The sequence below is a fragment of the Anoxybacillus thermarum genome, assembly GCF_000836725.1.
Taxonomy (GTDB): Bacteria; Bacillota; Bacilli; order Bacillales; family Anoxybacillaceae; genus Anoxybacillus; species Anoxybacillus thermarum.
This window is the reverse complement of the sequence record NZ_JXTH01000018.1, coordinates 12449-31274: the sequence shown is the minus strand read 5'-3', so window position 1 is coordinate 31274 and position 18826 is coordinate 12449. Positions and strand designations below refer to the sequence as shown.

Below are 18826 nucleotides of genomic sequence, written 5' to 3'. Positions count from 1 at the left end.
CATACATTATATACCGGAGAAATAGGAGAGGAAATGAAAAAATAATGAAAAAAGCAGGGAGTGTCCCCTGCTTTTTTGTCGAGAGCAAGCACTTCGCGTCGAAAAGACGTTCGGCATGAAGTGCTTGCCTTCGCCTTATAAACGTTTTGCACCGACAAAACGCTGTTTCCAATAAGATTGATAAATTGAGTCTATTTTAACTCCTTTCGATGATGTCGCATGAATCATGCGGCCGTTGCCAATGTAGATGGCAACATGGGAAACGCCCTTATGTTTTGATGTTTTGAAAAACAGCAAATCTCCTGGTGCTAGCTGTTTGAGAGAAATTGATTTTCCTTTTTTATACATGGCGCTAGAAGAACGTGGAAGGGAAATTCCTACTTTTTTATATGTATAACTAACAAAACCAGAGCAATCGAATCCTTTTGGTGTCGTTCCTCCTGTACGATACGGTGTGCCAATCACCTTATGAGCCTCAGTGATGAGCGTTTTGGCTGAAAACGCAGCTTCTGTTTTGAAAGGGTTTGCAAAAAAAGTGAAACATAAAATCATGAAGAGAGCGGCAGTAGCTAGAGACTTTTTCATTGCTTGAACCTCCAAAAGACTCGTTCCATCGACGAATACATTATAGCAAAAAAGATGTCGAAAAATTGTTACATAGCCATTAAATTATGTTACAAATACATTACAACGGTCGGTTTTTGTAAAAATAAACAGAGAATTTAACATATATGTCGGAATAGAAAAGTTGAATGTAGACGAGCTTCACGATAAGATAGGGGAGAAATATATTGAAAAAGGGGAGTTCAAATGCTTGATTGGATCATCTCATCAGAAGCGATTGTCGCTTTGTTAAAAATTATTGCAATTGACATTATTCTATCTGGAGATAATGCGATTGTCATTGCGATGGCTACGCGTCGATTGCCGGAAAAGCAACGCAATCGGGCCATTTTATTCGGGACTGCTGGAGCGGTTATTTTGCGCGTATTGTTTGCTGCAATTATCGTCTTTTTATTGCAAATTCCATTTGTCCATTTTATTGGGGGATTGCTGTTGTTTTGGATTGCGTATAAAGTGCTCGTGAATGAAGAAGAAGAAGCGAATGTACAAGCCGCTGACCGTTTATGGAAAGCGATTTGGACGATTATTGTGGCTGATGCTGTCATGAGCTTAGATAATGTTGTGGCGATTGCCGGAGCATCAGGGGGGCATATCGGCATGATCGCTTTCGGCGTCGCAATCAGCATTCCGATTATGATTTTCGGATCAAAGGCGATTGTGTTGGCGATGGAGAAATATAAATGGATTCCTTATGTTGGATCAGGCATTTTAGCGTGGACAGCGGGGGAGATGTTATTAAAGGATGAACAAATAAAAAAATGGATGGCTTTTTCTCAAGATTCGCAATCGCTCGTATTCCTTATTGTTGTGACAGCTTCCATTTTACTAGCGGGATATGTAAAAAATAAAAAAATGGATAAACAAAAAATCGCATAAAAATTTTATGAACATATGTATAAAACAAAAAAGAACGGTCATAATGAATAATGCTAAGTGTATTCCCCCGATCCCCCTGTGAATATACTTGAAAGGGCTATCTCGATCGCGAGATAGCCCGATTTTTTTTAAATAAATAAGTTTAAGCCTGCTTCTTCTGCATCACCTAAATATGTTGCGACACCCCCAACTTCGATTCCATCAATTAATTCCTCTTTTTTAATGCCCATGATGTCCATCGACATCGAGCAAGCGACAAGTTTGACACCTGCAGCCATAGCATTTTTCATTAATGTTTCAATGTCGTCTACATGTTTCTTTTCCATGACGTATTGAATCATTTTTGGTCCCATGCCTGCCATGTTCATTTTTGATAACGGGAGGTCATGAACACCTTTTGGCATCATCATGCCGAACATTTTCTCCAGCATATCTTTTTGTACCGGCGGAGCATCTTTTTTCCGTAAAATATTTAGTCCCCAGAATGTAAAGAACATCGTTACTTTTTTGCCCATTGCCGCGGCACCCGATGCGATAATAAACGATGCGATCGCTTTATCTAAATCCCCGCTAAACACAACGAGCGTTGCCCCGTCTTTTTTCGTTTCTTTAATAGATGGAGCCGGTGCTGTCGTTCCTTTTTGGATATAGGCGATAAACATTTTATTTTCGAACGTAGTCTTTAGTAACGTGTTGCCTGTTTTTTTACACCATGCTTGAATGTCACGAGCAAATCCAGGGTCCGTTGCTTTTACCTCTACTACATCTCCCTCTTTTAGCTGTTCCATCGTTTGATATACTTTCATAATTGGCCCAGGGCATTGAAGTCCGCATGCATCTAATGTTGTTGTCGCTTGAACATTCATGATATCGACACGCTCCACATGTTTTTCTTCTTTCTCTGCCTGATGTTGTTCATATTCGTTGTAAACAGCGGCGTATGTTTTATATCCGCCATCTAAGTTTTTCACGCGGAAGCCATGTTGAGTTAATATGCGTGCTGCTAAATAACCGCGTAATCCCACTTGGCAATAAACGTAGATCGTTTCATCTTTCGGTAGCTCGTGAAGTCTTTTACGTAATTGTCCGAGCGGAATGTTGATTGAGCCTGGAATAAATCCCATGTCGCGTTCCATTTCTTCACGAACGTCAACGAGACATGCCCCGTTTTTCACTAATTGATTGACTTCATGCCATTGAATTGTTTCGACCATGTTTTCAATGATATTTGATGCAACATACCCTGCCATATTGACTGGGTCTTTCGCCGATGAATATGGCGGTGCGTAAGCTAATTCTAAGTCTGGTAAGTCGAATACTGTCATTCCACCTTTGATCGCCGTTGCAATCACATCAATTCGCTTATCAACACCGTCGTAACCGACCGCTTGGGCACCGAACATGCGCCCTGTTTCGCGATCAAACAATAATTTTAGAGCGATTGGGAGCGCACCCGGATAATAGCTCGCATGTGAATTTGGATGGATGTGCAATACTTCATATGAGATACCGAGACGTTGTAGCGTTTTTTCGTTGTTTCCTGTTGCCGCAACCGTCATATCAAATACTTTTGCAATCGCTGTGCCAAGCGTTCCGTTGTAACGTACGTTCCGGCCATAAATATGGTCGGCAACGATTCGACCTTGACGATTTGCTGGCCATGCGAGTGGAATGTGAGTCGGCTTGCCGTTAATATAGTCAATTACCTCAATCGCATCACCAATCGCATAGATGGATGGGTCAGACGTTTGCAAATATTCATTGACTTGAATGCCACCACGTTCGCCAATAGCTAGTCCTGCTTGTTTAGCTAGTTCATTTTCCGGCTTTACGCCAATAGCTAAGACGATCATGTCCGTTTCGATCGTTGTTCCACTTTGCAAGCGAACGATTTTTCCTTGTTGTTCAAATGCAGCGACACCATCTTCTAAAATGAGACGCACGCCTTTATCTCTTATATGTTGATGAAGAATTGCTGCCATTTCGTAGTCGACAGGCGCCATAATTTGTTTCGCCATTTCAACGAGCGTCACGTTTATGCCGCGCTCCCATAAATTTTCCACCATTTCTACACCGATAAAGCCGCCACCGATGACAACAGCTTTTTTCGGTTTCTTTTCATCTACATATGATTTGATTCGATCTGTATCCGGAATGTTGCGCAATGTGAATAAGTCGTTTGCTTCTTCTATGCCTGGAATGTTAGGTTTGATCGGGCTTGCTCCAGGTGATAAAACGAGATAGTCGTAACTTTCTTCGTATGTTTCGCCTGTTGGTAAATGTTTCACGACTACTATTTTACGTTCACGGTTAATTGCAATGACTTCACTTTGAATACGGATGTCGAGATGAAATTTTTCCGCCATGCCTTCAACCGTTTGAACGAGCAAAGCATCACGCTCTGCGATGGCACCGCCGATATAATATGGAAGACCACAGTTTGCAAATGAAATATATTCTCCACGTTCAAACATCACGATTTCCGCTTGTTCATCTAAACGGCGTAGACGGGCCGCTGTTGTTGCGCCACCAGCTACCCCACCAACAATGACAATTTTTTTGCTCATTATTGATCAACCTCCTTGTATTGTGAATTTTATCACAAAGAAAATTATAGATGAAGGGGTATTAGTATTTTTTTGTGACGAATATGTGAATAATTTCACGAAAGAACATCGTTGTATTGATTATAGGGATGTTTGTATAATTTTGTTGAAGAAAAAACTTGCACAAGGGTGAGGAAGGTATGCATCCAAGTGTAACGTTTTTAAACTTCGACAACACGTATACGTGGCAACGAAATCTTCTCCGTTTTCCTCATGAATGGATCGATATGTATGACATCGAAGGAACAAATTTATATTGTGATGATGATGCGATAAAAGAAATTGAAAAAAGAATTGCACGTCGCCATACGAGAGGGGTGACGTTGATCGGAAGCGGTAACTATCATTATGTTTCATACGTATTGCTTAAGCAGTTTCATGAGCCGTTTACACTCGTATTGTTTGATCATCATACAGACATGAACGAACAAACGTTGTTTCCGCTTCTGTCATGTGGCTCATGGGTATCATATGCTCAAAAACATGTTCCGACATTAAAACACGTTGTCATTATCGGTTCAACAACTTCACACGTATCTTCACATGTCACAACTTTTCCAAAAAATGATGTGATGTATGCGCCAATGACGATTGTGCGCGCCATTCCGACAAAACATGTGTACATTAGCATAGATAAAGATGTGCTTCACCCACAAGAGGCGCAAACAAACTGGGACCAAGGGACGATGTCGTTACAAATGCTTTTGACTTACATTGACTATCTTTTTCGGTACAAGCATGTGCTCGGTGTTGATGTATGCGGTGAAGACCGAACATTTTGTGTGAAAAATGAACAAGCAAACGAAGCGATTATACGCACATGTTTCAAACATATGCCGATACCATCTGCGTCGTAACATTTTGTGAACACAATAAAAAAGGATAGATGTTTTCCGCCTTGCGTACTATAATGAATATTGAAAAAGGTTATCATTATTAATTGGGGGATTATGTATGGTTGCAATGACGCAATTACGAGTTGGGGAGCGCGCAAAAATTGTTGATTTATCGCGAGTAAGCGATTTAGTAAAAAGAAGATTGCTAGATATGGGGGTCACAGAAGGGGCGGAAATTTGTTTGAAATGTACGATGCCCCTTGGTGGACCGTTTATGATTGAAAATTGTGGACAATGCGTCGGCATTCGTCGTAATGAAGCGATGAACATTCAGGTGAAGCCGTTATGATGCATATTGCACTCGTGGGTAACCCAAATACAGGGAAAACATCGTTGTTTAATCAGTTAACCGGGACGTACGAGTACGTTGGAAACTGGAGCGGTGTGACCGTTGAAAAAAAGGTAGGTGTTTTGCGCAACAAACAAGCCAAAGTAATTGATTTGCCTGGTGTATATTCGCTCCATCCACTTTCTCGCGATGAACGGGTTGTGACGCAATTTTTATTGACCGAGTCTTTTGATGAAATTTTAAACATTGTCGATGCATCACAACTAGAACGAAATTTATTGTTAACTGTTCAACTTTTAGAATTCGGTAAACCGTTAGCGATTGCTTTAAATATGGTCGATGTAGCAGAAGGGAGAGGTATATTCATCGATCAAACAAAATTAGCTACAATGTTGCGCGTGCCAGTTGTTCCTGTCATTGCCCGAACGGGAAAAGGATGCGATCAAGTAGAGCATCTGTTGCTTGAAAAAGCAACAGAACAAACAGAGCCTCTTGCTCTTTTTTATGGTGGAACGATGGAACGAGCAATTGAGCGCTTTCGTGCTGCATGGGGAACGGAGGAGAAATTCCCTGTCCGATGGTTAGCGATTCAGTTTTATGAAGGGAATAGCTACGTTCGTGATTATGTAGCAGAAAAGTTGCCAGAAGCAACATGGCGCTCATTGTATGAACAAGCAGAAAAAGAAGTGCAACAGGCAGAACAAATGCCACCTGCTCAGTTCATTTACGAACGACGCCGTTCGTTTGTAAAAGAAATCATTGAACAATCCGTACAGCGCAAAGAAATCGAACGTGTGACGCTAACGGATCGAATTGATGCTGTTGTCACAAATAAATATGTCGGTATTCCCATTTTTTTATTAGCGATGTATGTTTTATTTCAGCTGACATTCGACTGGCTTGGAGCACCGCTTTCCGATTTGCTTGACGCATTTTTCGCTGGCCCGTTGACGAATGTAGTAACAGCGATGTTGGAAACAATCGGGGCTTCTGAATTTATTCGTGCCCTTATCGTCGACGGCATTATCGCAGGGGTAGGCGGTGTTCTCGTATTCGTGCCACAAATTTTCATTTTGTTTTTCTTTATTTCGTTTTTAGAAGATTCGGGGTATATGGCGCGTGTAGCCCTTGTCATGGATCGATTAATGGAAGCGGTCGGATTAAATGGAAAAGCATTTATTCCGCTTATTATCGGGTTTGGTTGTAATGTCCCTGGCGTCATGGCAGCAAGGACGATTGAACAACCGCGTGAACGGCTTGTGACGATGTTGTTAACACCGCTTATGTCTTGCTCGGCACGTTTGCCCGTATACGCTTTATTTGTCGGGGCGTTTTTCGCAACACATCAAGCGCTTGTCGTTCTTTCATTATACGTTCTCGGCGTTTTACTTGCTCTTATACTTGCAAAACTATTTTCATTAACGATTTTAAAAGAAGAAGCATCTGTATTTGTCGTTGAATTGCCGCCATATCGTATGCCGCAATGGCAAGCATTATGGCGCAGTACGTGGGATAAAGGAAAAGGTTTTGTGAAAAAAGCAGGGACGTTCATTTTCGGGGGTTCTGTTGCCATTTGGTTATTATCTTATGTCGGTCCACACGGTGTGAATGTAAATATGGATGACAGCTTTTTAGCGATGATTGGTGGTGTGCTTGCACCGTTCCTTGCTCCGCTTGGGTTTGGTACGTGGCAAGCGGGTGCCGCTTTATTAACCGGATTTTTAGCAAAAGAAGTCGTCGTGTCAACGATGAACATTATTTATCACGTACCGGATGTTGAATCGCTTCAAGGGCTTATGGCATCGCACTTTACCCCTCTATCTGCATTTAGTTTTATGGTATTTGTTTTATTATATGTTCCATGTTTAGCAACTGTTGCGACGATTTATAAAGAAACACGTTCTCGAAAATGGACGATGTTTTCGATTGGTTATGCGCTAGTTTTAGCTTATATCGTTTCGTTTGTCATTTACCAAGTCGGAAGCTTATTCGGCTTCTAAAGGAAGGGATATACATGATCGCAAATGTTGTCATCGGATGTGTCATTTTCGGATATGCGGGATGGACGATCTTCCGCTTTATTCAAAAAAGTAAACGAGGCACATGCGCTGCTTGTTCAGTCAAAGGATCATGCGGCACAAATTGTCATGAAAAAAGCTGACTTCGGTCAGCTTTTTTCAATAGATGATGCGAAAGGTCGTTTCGTGGGGGACGGTAGGGATGGCGTATTGTTCTACTCGTTCGACACGTGCAAACGGTGGTCCTTTTTTTATTTCATCAACAAATGATTCTACTCGCTCTGTCTCGCCTTGAACTTCCATTTCGATCATGTGATCGGCCTCGCAATTTTTTACCCAACCGGTCAAACCTCGTCTTCTTGCTTCATATTGGGCAAAGTAGCGAAACCCTACACCTTGTACCCGACCGTGCGCAACAACGGAATAACGAACGATCATTTGTTTATCTCCTTCGCAAAAAAATTTTCTATAAAAATCATACAACAGCCTACCTTGTATTGCATACGTTGAATACGTAAAAAAGATTTATGAGGAGGAACTGTTGTGAACGAGATAGATCGTTACATTCAAAAAGCTGTGATGTATGATTTGTTAGCGCGTTATTATCAATATAAAGATCGTGATCAATATGAAAAGTATATGCGAAAACATATGGAGTATGTAGAAAAACTTGCGAAGTCACGCGAGGAAGAACGAGTGGATGATGCTGGACGTATCCGCGTATTTCATGCCTCACCGAATGCCCCAGCAGTTGACGTATACGTGAATGGACAAAAAATATTGCGCAATATGAAGTATAAACAACTAAGCCAATATATGAAAGTGCCAAAAGGAGAGCATCGCATCGACGTGTATCCAGCAGGGCATACGACGTCTCCAGTTCTTAGTCAAACAATTCAAGTCTTGCCGAAAATGACGTATACGCTCGCGGTAATTGGTGACGTACATCGCTTACAACTTCTTTCTATTCTCGACGAACCATATGCGCCATACGGAAAAGCGAAAGTGCGTTTTGCTCATTTTTCACCAGATGCGCCAGCAGTAGATATTGCGCTACGTGGTGGGGATGTATTGTTCCAAAATGCTTCGTTTGGAAAAGTGACGAATTATATTGAAGCGCCTGTTAACGAAAAATTGCATGTTGATGTGAGGGTAGCAGGGACAAATCAAGTTGTTTTATCGATTCCCAATGTGCGCTTCCAACCGAATAAGTCTTATACGGTCGTTGCCGTCGGTTACGTATCCCGCACTCCTTCATTAGAGGTGCTAGTATTAGAGTCATAAACAAAAAGAGCTTTGATCAAAATGATCAAAGCTCTTTTCGCTGTTGGCGTTGTTTATATAATTCTTCGACATGTTGAGCGATCGATTCATCAAATTGTTGTTCAAGTTGTTTTTTGATTTGTTTTGCAAATGCAGGGCTTGCTCCTCCTGTTGTGATGGCAATTTGTAATTTCCCTCTTGAAAAAAAAGTAGGTACATGAACGTTGCCGATAAGATGATTGCTTGCCACATTGACAAGCTGGTTTGGTGATGCATAGGTAGCGATTTGTTCATTAACGTTCGGATCGTTCGTTGCGGCAATAATGAAAAAAGCATCGGCATAGTCGCTCGGTTCAATCGAACGTGCATGCCATGTAATTCGCTTTTGTTCGGCTAAATGAACAATGGCATCGATCGCTTTTGGGCTAATGACGGTAATGCAAGCCCCTTCATCAAGAAGAGGGAGGAGGCGGCGATACGCAATTTGTCCGCCACCGGCAATGACAACTTTTTTTCTTTCCATTCGGATGAAAAGGGGAAACATACGCCTACCTCCATTCTTTTACTTGCTTTTCAACGAGACGGTCTAATACGTCATACGTCCGAATCGGAGGATATAATGTAAACGATACGTCGCTTGTTTGTTGTGATTGAAGCGTTTCATGAATATAGTCAAGTAGCTGCCCGAAAAATAAAATGTATGGAACAACAGCTACCTGTTTGTAATTCGCTGCTTTTGCAAGCGAGATGACAACATCGGAAAAAGAAGGAGAAGCAGCTGCTAAATAACATGGATAGACGGATATGTTTGTTTCATGTTGCAATAGATGAGCAATTTGTTTAAAATCTGCTTGCGTGTCTATGTCGCTGCTCCCACGGCCAACGAGCACGATCGCATCAGCACGTTTGATTGTTTTCGATATGGCGGAAACGATATGACGTTGTACACCGAACGGTTTTCCATATGTAATCGTTACGGAGGGAAACATCTTTTTTGCTTTTTCTAACTCATATGGAATGTCGCGTTTCGCGTGGTTAGCCGACAATAGTAAAAGTGGAATGGCTAAAATGGCAGTTGCTCCATCATGAACGCAACGTTCCACCCCTGTGACAATATTCGGTTCACACAACTCCAAAAAGCATATGTGTTGGATAGGGATTGAAATGGAAGAAGAGAGGCGTTCGACGAAAGCGGTCGCCTCTTTTTGTCCTTCTATGGAACGACTTCCGTGACAAATGTACAAAACAGCTTTCATATGCTACCTCATTCCATGTGCAATTTTTTCCTCTAACATTGTTTCAAACCATTGTAGCTGTTCATGTAGGCGAACGACTTCCCCGACAATAATGATGCTCGGGTTAGAGATGGATTGTTTTTTTACCGCTTCTACAATCGTATGTAACGTCGCTACGATCGTTTTTTGTTCGGGAAGCGTTCCCCATTGGATGACGGCAACAGGGGTTTGTGGATGTCTCCCGTACAATTGTAATTGTTTACAAATGAATGGGAGATGTTTCACGCCCATATAAATGACGAGCGTATCGACTCCCTTTGCTAAATGCTCCCATTGTACCGCATCTGTTGCATCGAGTCGGCGATGACCTGTGATAAATGCAACGCTTCCGCTAAAATCGCGATGAGTGACAGGAATTCCCGCATATGCCGGAACAGCGATGCCAGATGTCACTCCGGGAACGATTTCAAACGGAATGCGATGTTTCATAAGTGCTTGTGCTTCTTCACCACCACGTCCGAATAGAAAAGGATCGCCGCCTTTTAATCTCGTGACATATTTTCCTCTTTTCGCATGCTTCACTAAAAAATGATTAATCGTCTCTTGTTTCATTGTATGGTAATTTGGTAACTTTCCGCAATAAATCAAATCAGCATCGCGCTTGGCGTACGACAGTAGCTGTTCGTTAATGAGGCGGTCGTATAAAATAACATCTGCTTGTTGAATACATTTTAATCCTTTTACTGTAATGAGCTCAGGATCCCCAGGACCAGCGCCGACTAAATATACTTTCCCCATTGTCTCCTCCTAAATCCACTGTTTATTTTTTAGATAGGACATGATTTGTTGAACGCATTGTTCAATTGAATATTGATCCGTATCGACGACAAGTTCTGGCAAAAGCGGTGGCTCATATGGTGAATCAATGCCGGTAAAGTCGCGAATTTCTCCATTTCGTGCTTTTTTATACAATCCTTTTGGATCGCGTTGCTCACATGTTTCAAGCGGACAATGAACATAAATTTCGATAAATTCATCTTGCTCGAGCTTGCTGCGAACGAGTTGACGATCTTGACGGAACGGAGAAATAAAGGCAGTCAGCACGATTTGTCCACTGTCTACGAACAATTTTGCTACTTCACCAATGCGACGAATGTTTTCTGTACGATCTTCCGCAGAAAAACCTAGATCGCTATTTAAGCCGTGACGCACGTTATCGCCATCAAGCACGTAACATTGAATGTTTTGTTCAAATAATGTTTTCGCTACCGCGTTTGCTAACGTGGACTTCCCAGACCCTGACAAACCTGTAAACCAAAGAACGAAGCTATGATGTTTATTTTTTTTTCGTCGATCTTCTTTTTTTACACTTTCTTGATGCCAAACGATATTCATGAACGGCCACCTCCGACTGTTTGTAAACCATCCATCAGCACGCGCACAACTTCTGGGCGACTGAATGTGCTTGGTGGCATTTCGCCAGCGCGCAACATTTCCCGTACTTTTGTTCCAGACAGAACGACATGAGCGGCTGCATCGTGTGGGCACGTTTTCGTTGACGCCATCGCTTCACATTTTTTGCAGTAAAAGCTATGTTCGAAAAAGAGAGGGGTAATGCCTAGCTCTTCGTTTGTAAACTGCAAGAAAATTTTTTGAGCATCATACGTGCCATAGTAACTGCCAACTCCCGCATGGTCACGGCCGACGATAAAGTGTGTGCATCCGAAGTTTTTACGTACGAGCGCATGAAAAATGGCTTCACGTGGACCTGCATAGCGCATTGCAGCTGTAAATACACCGAGAAAGACGCGATCTTTTGGATAATAATGTTCAAGCAACACTTGATAGCTTTTTAAACGAATGTCCGCAGGAATGTCATCTTCTTTCGTTTCGCCAACGAGCGGATTTAAATAAAGACCGTCGACGATTTCAAGCGCGCATTTTTGAATGTATTCATGGGCGCGATGAACGGGATTACGCGTTTGAAACCCGACGACTGTTTTCCAGCCAAGTTCCACAAATCGTTGCTTTGTTTCTTTTGGTGTAAAAAAGAATGGCGAAAAAATTCCTTTATTTGTTTGACGCACAAGCTTCACAGGTCCACCGATATATATATCCGGTTTTTCAAATAATTTTTTTACGCCAGGGTGTGCTACGTCTTCTGTTTGGTATACAAGACGTGCTTCTTTTCGCTTGTCTGGGCGATATATATGTTGCACTTCCATTGTGCCGTATACCGTTCGGTCATACACGAGTTCGACTTCGTCTCCGAGCGATAGTTGTTTCGCTTGTTGTTCTGTTACGGCAAGTGTAATAGGGATGCTCCATACCGCTCCATTTGTAAGCCGCATCGTTTCGACAACCGACTCATAATCATCTTTTCCTAAAAAGCCGGTGAGCGGTTCATATCCGCCGATGGCAAGTAATTCAAGGTCACTTAACTCCGCTTTACTTAATACGATTTGTTTCATGTTTAATACCCCCTAAACTTATTATTCTTATAAAATAACTAGGTTTAAATGCCGCCGCCATGTTCGTGAAACGAGCGGCGTTCCTCTGTGATCGTTTTTTTTAAGCTAATCGTTCCAAGCGTGGCGAAACAAACGCTCACAATGGCAATAGCTGTATAGACGTCGCTATGAAGCAATAATTTAATTAAACTATATGAAACAGCTAATGCAAAAATAGGCGAGACAACCCACACTTTTAGCACTTGAATGACAATTTGCTTTTGCCAAATGGAAAAGCCGCTTTTCGTTGTGCCGATGCCGATAATGGCTGATGTCGTAATTTGTGTCAGCGGAACGGGAAGACCAAAAAGAGATGAAACGATGACGAGCGTTGCTCCGATTCCTGAAATAATACATCCTTCAAGTTGAGAGAACGTCGTAATTTTTTTTCCGTTCGTTTCTAATACGCGGCTACCGAGCAAAAGAGCTCCAAGGGCAACGAATAACCCGCCGAAAATGATCCCGTGTTGGACGGATAGTAAATCCGCTCCGACGAGAGGCCCGACCGCGTTGGCGACATTGTTCATTCCGGCTGAAAACGCCTCGAAAAATCCGACAATAATAAGCAAAAAGCCGATCCATTTGTTTTGTTTGACTGTTTTTCCTTTTAGCCATTTGCTAATGAAAAAAGCGAAAGAAAACGCAGCAAGCGGTGTAATGAGCCAAAACGATACGATCCATAGGAGTTTGCCAACATATACGCTTTGATACGCAATGCCTGCCCCAACGACCGCACCTACTGTAATTTCGCTTGTTGATAGCGGAATGCCGAGCGCGTTGGCCGCAAATAACGAAATCGTTGCCGCTGCTAAGACGATGACAACAAGTTCTGTTTGTAAAATGGATGGAGGAACGATGCCAGAGCCGATCGTTTTCACAACTTCTCCTCCGCTTAAACTGCCGAGGAAAATGGCGACGGCGCATATGAGTAAAGCGATTCGTTTATTTGGCAATGTGCCAGAACCGTAAGCAGCTCCCATGGTCGCGGCAGCTCCGCTTCCCCCAATGTTCATCGCAAAGAAAAAAGCAATAATAAAAGCAACGATGACCAAGCCACTCCCCCCTTTATGATTCGTGCAAGCCGCATTCTGTTTTTCCTAGCCCAGCCCATCGACCAGAACGTAAATCTTCTTCTGTATAAGCAGGGACTGTACACGGTGCACAACCGATGCTCGGATATCCGCGGTCATGAAGCGGATTGTAAGAGAGATTGTGGCGATGCACATAACGCCATACGTCTTTCCACGTCCAGTAAATAATTGGACAAACTTTAATGTTTTGAAACTTTTTATCACGATTAATAAATTCAACATGTTGTCTTGTTGGCGATTGTTCACGGCGCAGCCCAGAAATCCACGCTTTTTTTCCTGTCATCGCTTCTCGTAGCGGAACAATTTTTCTTAGTTCACAGCATTTGTTCGGGTCTTTTTTCCAAAGTTCTGCACCGAATTGTTTCTCTTGTTCTGCAAGTGATAAAGACGGTGTTTGTAAATGAATACGCAAGCGTGGATATGCTCGTTTGACGCGTTCAATCGTTTCGTATGTTTCGGGAAAATGTAAATGTGTATCGAGAAACACAATGTGAGCATCATCTTTTACTTGAGAAATCAGATCAATGAGCACGATGCCTTCAATGCCAAAACTGCACGCATACAAAAGGTCGTCGCCATAATGGGCATACGCCCATGAAAGTACATGTAATGCTCCTTTTTCGTTATTATCGATTGGAAAAGTTGGTTTTTGAACTTCATCCCACGTTTCATACGTAATCATGTCTCATCTCCCTTTCGTATTCGTCGCCCTTTCTGTTTGATTGTTTTAAATTTTAACACAATTCAAGTGGATGTCAATCCTAGTTTTTCTATCGGAATTTATTTTTTGGAAAACGTCATGGCAAACGAAAAAAAACATGATTATACTGTTTGTATGGGAGATGTCGAAAGGAGTGGAGTATGTTTGCGGCTCATTTTATTAGAAGACTACGATGAGCGAACGATGGAATTGGCACGTCCGATTTATGATCGCCATCGTCGTGTATTGTTAGCAGCAGGAAGAAAAATTCATCCAAAATATGTAGAGCGTTTAAAACAAATGGACATTCGCTACGTATTTGTTGAAGATGCGGTGTCTGAAGGCATTACTTTAGAAGAGTTGCTCGATATGCCGTCGTGGATGGACGCGATTAAAGTTGTTCAGCAATCGTTTGATGCAGTACGAAAGCGGGAGCAATTGCCGCTTCGCTTGTTGTTTAAACTAGCGGTAAAGCTCGTTGATGAAGTGAAAAAAAGAAAAGTGTTAGCGATCATTCCAGCGACGTCGCTTGAAGTGGAAGCGCAGCCGTACGCTCATGCAGTCAATGTAGCGCTGTTAGCATTACAGTTAGGGAAGAAGCTACATTTGAACGATTTACAGTTGCGCGATGTCGCGCTTGGCTCGTTGTTTCATGACATCGGAAAAGAAATTGAAGGAGAAGCGCATCATACCGTAAAGGGATTTGAATATTTACGAAAAGAGCGGGAACTTAGTTTATTATGTGCACATATGGCGTATCAACATCACGAACATGCAGACGGCTCAGGTACACCGCGCGGATTAAAAGAAACGAGTATTCATTTGTACGCCCAAATTTGCGCCATTGCCAATGAATATGAAAATTTAATTTCCGCTGAATTTGTGCCGCCGCACGAAGCGCTTGAAATTATTATGGCGCGAAGTGGTATTCGGTATAGCCAGCAGCTTGTGCGGCTGTTTGTTGAGACGATTCCTGCTTATTTGCCGGGAACGATGGTCAAAATGAGCGACGGAAGAAACGCGATCGTCACAAAAATTGTTGAACATATGCAACGTCCGTCCGTACGGTACACGGATACACGTGAAGAAATTGCACTCGCGGATCATCCGTCGCTGCTTATCGTTGGACAGGCGATTTTATAATTTTTTGCGTAAGTTTCCGAGCTCTTCAGCGATCGCTTGCATTTCGCTCGGGCTAAACGATGGCTTTTTCATCACCATATCGTATATATCTTTTAATTCATCATACAGTTGCTCATCGAAATGATCTGGTTTAATCGCATCAAAATTTAATACTTTTAATTTTTCTTTTATTTGCTCAATCATTTGTTCAACTGATAAACGCACAATCGTCATCCTTTCATACATGATTGTGTTCATTGTATCATTGTTTAACTATTCATTCTACTTTGAGAGGTGAAATAAAATGATTCGTGTGTTATTTGTTTGTTTAGGAAACATTTGTCGTTCTCCAATGGCGGAGGCGGTATTTCGACATCTTGTGAAGCAAGAAGGACTTGATCACGTCATTTCTGTTGATTCAGCAGGAACAGGAAACTGGCATATCGGTAAACCGCCTCATCATGGCACACAGCGCATTTTAACAGAAAAACAAATCGATTTTACAGGATTGAAAGCACGACAAATTACAAAAGAAGACTTTCATACATTTGATTATATTATTGGCATGGATAGCGATAATATCGCTCATCTTCGCCGTCTTGTCGGCGATGATTGTCGTGCGGTGATTGCTCGATTTATGGACTTTGTGCCAAACCGTTGCGTAGATGATGTGCCAGACCCGTACTTTACAGGAAATTTTGAAGAAGTGTACGAATTAGTAGAGGAAGGATGTAAACATATATTAGAACGCATAAAACGAGATCATTCGTTGTAAGGAGGCATGGCGATGGGAAAGGGGAAATGGCTTGCATTGGCTGGTGTCGCTTTGTTGCTAGCGAATAAAAAAGCGCGTCAAGTGGTAAAAGAAGCGTGTCGTGAGTGGATGGATGATGTGGAAGGAGTAAAAGAGACAGTCCATCAAACAAGACAACATGTCGACGAAATAGTGAATGATTTGCAGTTTATTGTGAATAAACTAAGTGAAGTAAAAGAAACAACGCCGCAAGTGATGGAGTGGATTGGGGAGCTGATTCGCAAACGCTCGACATAAGGAGCGAGGTGTTGAAAGATGATTATTAGTTTTTCCGTCGTCCGAGAGCTCATGAAACGGTTCGATGAGGACGAAGTGTTCGATTTATCGGCTGAGTTGGCATATTTCTTTTTGCTTTCGCTATTCCCGTTTTTGCTGTTTTTGCTGACGTTTTTATCGTATTTGCCCATCCCGCATGAAGATGTAATCGCCTTTTTGAGTCAATATGCTCCGAGCGAAACGGTACATTTAATCGAAACTAACATGAGACAGCTCATGGAATTACAAAGCGGAAAATGGTTGTCCTTTAGCGTACTTGCGACTGTATGGGCTGCATCGAACGGCATGTCGGCCATTATTCGCGCTTTAAACCGTGCATATGATGTGAAAGAAACGCGTTCCTTTCTTGTTGCGCGCGGTATTTCCATCTTACTTACATTTGCCATGATTTTCGTCATTATTGTCGCGCTTGTTTTCCCTGTATTCGGTAAAATGATTGGCACGTTTCTTTTTTCAGCGTTTGGGCTTTCGGGCGTTTTTTTACGCATATGGGAAACGATTCGTTGGTTTGTTAGTTTTATCATTTTATTTTTTGTTTTTTCTGTGTTGTACGTTTTTGCGCCGAGCAAATATGTTCGTTTTCGCGACGTATGGAGCGGTTCGCTATTTGCCACGGTCGGTTGGATGGTTGTCTCGCTTGCTTTTTCGTATTATGTGAATCAGTTCGGTAACTATTCGGCGATGTACGGTAGTCTAGGCGGCATTATTGCGTTAATGGTTTGGTTTTATTTGTCCGGTATGATGATTGTATTAGGTGGAGAGTTAAACGCCATTTTTTGTTGTAAAAAAGAAGGAAAAATGCGCATACGGTAGTCATTCCCTCTCATAAAAAGGGCGTTCGTAAACCATATTAAAAGTGAAAGTGGTGATGAAGGGGGACTATACGTGACGAAAAAAACGAAAAAAGATGGCGGGACAAAACAAAAAGGAAAAAGCCGTCCGAAACATAAAACGAGCAGTAGCGCAAACGGACAAAACGGATACCATTAAAGAGAAGAGGGATGTGTTGCACATCCCTCTTATTCTGCAATTTCTTCGTGATGATAATATGTTTGGTTGTAAATATGTTCGATTTCTGCATCTGTCATATAAACAAGTTGTTCTTGATTAAAGCCACGCAATTTTGTAATAAACTCAATCATATTTTTTCTTTCTTCTCTACTCATCATGATCGCTCTCCCCTCTGTTTTAAAACAGTTTGATTTGTTTGGTTTTATTATATAACAGAAGGTTAAAAAGCGTCAACGTTTTTTTCGTGTTTTCCAGAAAAATATTTTGAAAATTTTGTGAACGGGCGCTGGGCGAGCAGTAAAAGAAGCAAAAGAGAGCTCATGGTAAAGAAAAATAATTCCTCTTGCTGTTGTAATACAACGCCACCGATCGCAGGACCGCATATGCTCCCAATACTATATAGCATACCACATAAAATGTTACCGACAGGAAGAAGCGACGTTGGCAGCAAGTCCGCCATATACGCCATGCCGAGTGAAAAAAGCGAACCGACAAACATACCAGCAACGAAAAACGTTGTTGTTAGTTGAACAGGAGAAGAAAACCATGTAGCGATAGCAAAACAAAGGGCACCTATGGCTAATGAAATCATAATCATCGTTTTTCGTGAAAAGCGATCGCTTAACGTTCCGAGCGGAAGTTGAAAAGCGATGCCGCCAAGGGCAAACGCTGGAAGCATCATCGCAACTGTCTCAACACTTAACTCGTTTCTTAACGCATAAATCGGAAACATGCTATGGAGCGACGCCTCTAAAAAGCCGTAGCCGAACGGCAACAACAAAGCTGGCCATGCTTGTTTCCAAGCGTGAAAAAAGCGTGCCGCTCCAACTTTTTCTGCTTCTTCCGTTTCTGGATACGTATGTGGCAAGAAAAATAATAATATCCAGCCACATAAGCTGAGCAAAGATGAAACGATAAACGGCAACGCTTCATGTATGTGGACGAGCGGAACGAGAAGCGGTCCGATCATAAAGCCGACTCCAAACGATAAGCCGTATAACGAAATGTTGCGCCCTCGTCGGTGAGCGGGAGAAGCGTATGTGATCCATGTTTGCGAACCGAAATGAAGAATGTGATCGCCAATTCCGATGAGCAATCGAAGCATAAACCAAAACAAAAGCGATGATGAAATCGGAAAAATCGCTAACGAAACGATGACAATCGCTCCACCGATCATAATTAAATGCTTAAAGCCGTAGCGACGAAGCGGACGCTCTAAAAAAGGTGACACGACAAGAACGCCGATGTACATCGCTGTTGCATGCATGCCGCTAAGCGACGAATGAACACCATTTTGTTCAAAAATGATAGAAATAAGCGGCAACAATAGCCCTTGAGAAAGACCTGAAATCATGACGATGCTAACTAAAATAAAAAAATGACGTTGTCGCATAATTCCCTCCTGTAATATATTCACTATGTTCGATATTAAAGCGTTTCACGGGAAGAAGCAACGAAAAAGACGGATGAAAATGGGAGTTGATTCGTGTAAAAT

General features: G+C 42.1%; 23 protein-coding genes. 10 read left to right on the top strand and 13 right to left on the bottom strand.

Annotated elements, in window-relative coordinates:
- Positions 1-135: 135 nt before the first annotated feature.
- A complete protein-coding gene (locus LH47_RS06210; RefSeq protein WP_043965672.1) occupies positions 136-585 on the bottom strand; it encodes a C40 family peptidase in 450 nt (149 codons plus the stop codon).
- 225 nt (positions 586-810) lie between these two features.
- Between LH47_RS06210 and LH47_RS06205 the strand changes: the two genes are divergently transcribed.
- Positions 811-1500: a TerC family protein gene (locus tag LH47_RS06205; protein WP_043965671.1), complete on the top strand. Its 690-nt coding sequence runs from the start codon at positions 811-813 to the stop codon at positions 1498-1500.
- 128 nt (positions 1501-1628) lie between these two features.
- Here the strand turns inward: LH47_RS06205 and cdr are convergent, their stop codons facing one another.
- Positions 1629-4067, bottom strand: coding sequence for a CoA-disulfide reductase (cdr, locus tag LH47_RS06200; protein WP_043965669.1), 2439 nt, complete (start codon positions 4065-4067; stop codon positions 1629-1631).
- Positions 4068-4246: 179 nt separating this feature from the next.
- Between cdr and LH47_RS06195 the strand changes: the two genes are divergently transcribed.
- The 4 genes from LH47_RS06195 (at position 4247) to LH47_RS06180 (ending at position 7452) form a co-directional block, all read left to right on the top strand.
- Positions 4247-4963: an arginase family protein gene (locus LH47_RS06195; RefSeq protein ID WP_043965667.1), complete on the top strand. Its 717-nt coding sequence runs from the start codon at positions 4247-4249 to the stop codon at positions 4961-4963.
- Between the two features lie 97 nt (positions 4964-5060).
- The gene (locus LH47_RS06190) at positions 5061-5291 is read left to right on the top strand and encodes a FeoA family protein (RefSeq protein WP_009360812.1); all 231 of its coding nucleotides are present in this window, start codon (positions 5061-5063) and stop codon (positions 5289-5291) included.
- Positions 5288-7291, top strand: coding sequence for a ferrous iron transport protein B (feoB, locus tag LH47_RS06185; RefSeq protein WP_043965665.1), 2004 nt, complete (start codon positions 5288-5290; stop codon positions 7289-7291). Before LH47_RS06190 ends, feoB begins: the two co-directional genes overlap by 4 nt.
- A gap of 14 nt (positions 7292-7305) precedes the next feature.
- The gene (locus LH47_RS06180) at positions 7306-7452 is read left to right on the top strand and encodes a FeoB-associated Cys-rich membrane protein (protein ID WP_043965659.1); all 147 of its coding nucleotides are present in this window, start codon (positions 7306-7308) and stop codon (positions 7450-7452) included.
- A gap of 16 nt (positions 7453-7468) precedes the next feature.
- Here the strand turns inward: LH47_RS06180 and LH47_RS06175 are convergent, their stop codons facing one another.
- Positions 7469-7747, bottom strand: coding sequence for an acylphosphatase (locus LH47_RS06175; RefSeq protein WP_019418589.1), 279 nt, complete (start codon positions 7745-7747; stop codon positions 7469-7471).
- A gap of 105 nt (positions 7748-7852) precedes the next feature.
- Between LH47_RS06175 and LH47_RS06170 the strand changes: the two genes are divergently transcribed.
- Positions 7853-8593, top strand: a complete 741-nt coding sequence (locus LH47_RS06170) for a DUF4397 domain-containing protein (RefSeq protein WP_043965656.1) — start codon at positions 7853-7855, stop codon at positions 8591-8593.
- Between the two features lie 25 nt (positions 8594-8618).
- Here the strand turns inward: LH47_RS06170 and LH47_RS06165 are convergent, their stop codons facing one another.
- The 7 genes from LH47_RS06165 to LH47_RS06135 are packed head-to-tail and all read right to left on the bottom strand — an operon-like array spanning position 8619 to position 14090.
- Positions 8619-9116 (bottom strand): NAD(P)-dependent oxidoreductase, encoded by a 498-nt coding sequence (locus LH47_RS06165; protein WP_043965654.1) that lies wholly within the window; start codon positions 9114-9116, stop codon positions 8619-8621.
- 4 nt (positions 9117-9120) lie between these two features.
- The gene (locus LH47_RS06160) at positions 9121-9828 is read right to left on the bottom strand and encodes a sirohydrochlorin chelatase (RefSeq protein ID WP_043965652.1); all 708 of its coding nucleotides are present in this window, start codon (positions 9826-9828) and stop codon (positions 9121-9123) included.
- Between the two features lie 3 nt (positions 9829-9831).
- Entirely contained in the window at positions 9832-10605 is a 774-nt protein-coding gene (cobA, locus tag LH47_RS06155) for a uroporphyrinogen-III C-methyltransferase (protein ID WP_043965651.1), read from the bottom strand.
- Between the two features lie 9 nt (positions 10606-10614).
- A complete protein-coding gene (gene cysC, locus LH47_RS06150) occupies positions 10615-11202 on the bottom strand; it encodes an adenylyl-sulfate kinase (protein ID WP_043965649.1) in 588 nt (195 codons plus the stop codon).
- Positions 11199-12278: a sulfate adenylyltransferase gene (sat, locus tag LH47_RS06145; protein ID WP_043965647.1), complete on the bottom strand. Its 1080-nt coding sequence runs from the start codon at positions 12276-12278 to the stop codon at positions 11199-11201. Before sat ends, cysC begins: the two co-directional genes overlap by 4 nt.
- A gap of 44 nt (positions 12279-12322) precedes the next feature.
- Positions 12323-13369, bottom strand: coding sequence for an inorganic phosphate transporter (locus LH47_RS06140; protein ID WP_084221266.1), 1047 nt, complete (start codon positions 13367-13369; stop codon positions 12323-12325).
- A 13-nt stretch (positions 13370-13382) separates the two neighbouring features.
- The gene (locus LH47_RS06135) at positions 13383-14090 is read right to left on the bottom strand and encodes a phosphoadenylyl-sulfate reductase (RefSeq protein ID WP_043965644.1); all 708 of its coding nucleotides are present in this window, start codon (positions 14088-14090) and stop codon (positions 13383-13385) included.
- A gap of 183 nt (positions 14091-14273) precedes the next feature.
- Between LH47_RS06135 and LH47_RS06130 the strand changes: the two genes are divergently transcribed.
- Entirely contained in the window at positions 14274-15251 is a 978-nt protein-coding gene (locus LH47_RS06130) for an HD-GYP domain-containing protein (RefSeq protein WP_043965698.1), read from the top strand.
- On the opposite strand, the gene LH47_RS06125 is transcribed toward LH47_RS06130, so the two are convergent.
- Positions 15246-15464, bottom strand: a complete 219-nt coding sequence (locus LH47_RS06125) for a DUF1128 domain-containing protein (protein WP_019418581.1) — start codon at positions 15462-15464, stop codon at positions 15246-15248. The two genes, LH47_RS06130 and LH47_RS06125, sit on opposite strands and share 6 nt — an antisense overlap.
- 70 nt (positions 15465-15534) lie before the next feature.
- On the opposite strand from LH47_RS06125, the gene LH47_RS06120 reads away from it, so the two are divergent.
- From LH47_RS06120 to LH47_RS06110, 3 genes are read left to right on the top strand one after another with little or no spacing between them, the layout of a single operon-like run.
- A complete protein-coding gene (locus LH47_RS06120) occupies positions 15535-16005 on the top strand; it encodes a low molecular weight protein-tyrosine-phosphatase (protein WP_043965642.1) in 471 nt (156 codons plus the stop codon).
- Between the two features lie 12 nt (positions 16006-16017).
- The gene (locus tag LH47_RS06115) at positions 16018-16281 is read left to right on the top strand and encodes a hypothetical protein (RefSeq protein WP_043965640.1); all 264 of its coding nucleotides are present in this window, start codon (positions 16018-16020) and stop codon (positions 16279-16281) included.
- Between the two features lie 18 nt (positions 16282-16299).
- Entirely contained in the window at positions 16300-17133 is an 834-nt protein-coding gene (locus LH47_RS06110; protein ID WP_043965638.1) for a YihY/virulence factor BrkB family protein, read from the top strand.
- A gap of 206 nt (positions 17134-17339) precedes the next feature.
- Here the strand turns inward: LH47_RS06110 and LH47_RS06105 are convergent, their stop codons facing one another.
- Positions 17340-17489, bottom strand: coding sequence for a BH0509 family protein (locus LH47_RS06105; RefSeq protein ID WP_009360828.1), 150 nt, complete (start codon positions 17487-17489; stop codon positions 17340-17342).
- 62 nt (positions 17490-17551) lie between these two features.
- Positions 17552-18724, bottom strand: coding sequence for an MFS transporter (locus LH47_RS06100; protein ID WP_043965636.1), 1173 nt, complete (start codon positions 18722-18724; stop codon positions 17552-17554).
- Between the last annotated feature and the right edge of the window lie 102 nt (positions 18725-18826).

What these genes read in the sequence shown, in the direction of transcription:
- LH47_RS06135 (WP_043965644.1), bottom strand. Translation starts at nt 14,090, where the DNA reads ATGATTACGTATGAAACGTGGGATGAAGTTCAAAAACCAACTTTTCCA.
- LH47_RS06195 (WP_043965667.1), top strand. Translation starts at nt 4,247, where the DNA reads ATGCATCCAAGTGTAACGTTTTTAAACTTCGACAACACGTATACGTGG.
- LH47_RS06205 (WP_043965671.1), top strand. Translation starts at nt 811, where the DNA reads ATGCTTGATTGGATCATCTCATCAGAAGCGATTGTCGCTTTGTTAAAA.
- LH47_RS06175 (WP_019418589.1), bottom strand. Translation starts at nt 7,747, where the DNA reads ATGATCGTTCGTTATTCCGTTGTTGCGCACGGTCGGGTACAAGGTGTA.
- LH47_RS06180 (WP_043965659.1), top strand. Translation starts at nt 7,306, where the DNA reads ATGATCGCAAATGTTGTCATCGGATGTGTCATTTTCGGATATGCGGGA.
- LH47_RS06125 (WP_019418581.1), bottom strand. Translation starts at nt 15,464, where the DNA reads ATGACGATTGTGCGTTTATCAGTTGAACAAATGATTGAGCAAATAAAA.
- LH47_RS06105 (WP_009360828.1), bottom strand. Translation starts at nt 17,489, where the DNA reads ATGATGAGTAGAGAAGAAAGAAAAAATATGATTGAGTTTATTACAAAA.
- LH47_RS06160 (WP_043965652.1), bottom strand. Translation starts at nt 9,828, where the DNA reads ATGAAAGCTGTTTTGTACATTTGTCACGGAAGTCGTTCCATAGAAGGA.
- LH47_RS06190 (WP_009360812.1), top strand. Translation starts at nt 5,061, where the DNA reads ATGGTTGCAATGACGCAATTACGAGTTGGGGAGCGCGCAAAAATTGTT.
- cysC (WP_043965649.1), bottom strand. Translation starts at nt 11,202, where the DNA reads ATGAATATCGTTTGGCATCAAGAAAGTGTAAAAAAAGAAGATCGACGA.
- LH47_RS06165 (WP_043965654.1), bottom strand. Translation starts at nt 9,116, where the DNA reads ATGTTTCCCCTTTTCATCCGAATGGAAAGAAAAAAAGTTGTCATTGCC.
- LH47_RS06110 (WP_043965638.1), top strand. Translation starts at nt 16,300, where the DNA reads ATGATTATTAGTTTTTCCGTCGTCCGAGAGCTCATGAAACGGTTCGAT.
- LH47_RS06115 (WP_043965640.1), top strand. Translation starts at nt 16,018, where the DNA reads ATGGGAAAGGGGAAATGGCTTGCATTGGCTGGTGTCGCTTTGTTGCTA.
- feoB (WP_043965665.1), top strand. Translation starts at nt 5,288, where the DNA reads ATGATGCATATTGCACTCGTGGGTAACCCAAATACAGGGAAAACATCG.
- cdr (WP_043965669.1), bottom strand. Translation starts at nt 4,067, where the DNA reads ATGAGCAAAAAAATTGTCATTGTTGGTGGGGTAGCTGGTGGCGCAACA.
- LH47_RS06210 (WP_043965672.1), bottom strand. Translation starts at nt 585, where the DNA reads ATGAAAAAGTCTCTAGCTACTGCCGCTCTCTTCATGATTTTATGTTTC.
- LH47_RS06120 (WP_043965642.1), top strand. Translation starts at nt 15,535, where the DNA reads ATGATTCGTGTGTTATTTGTTTGTTTAGGAAACATTTGTCGTTCTCCA.
- cobA (WP_043965651.1), bottom strand. Translation starts at nt 10,605, where the DNA reads ATGGGGAAAGTATATTTAGTCGGCGCTGGTCCTGGGGATCCTGAGCTC.
- sat (WP_043965647.1), bottom strand. Translation starts at nt 12,278, where the DNA reads ATGAAACAAATCGTATTAAGTAAAGCGGAGTTAAGTGACCTTGAATTA.
- LH47_RS06100 (WP_043965636.1), bottom strand. Translation starts at nt 18,724, where the DNA reads ATGCGACAACGTCATTTTTTTATTTTAGTTAGCATCGTCATGATTTCA.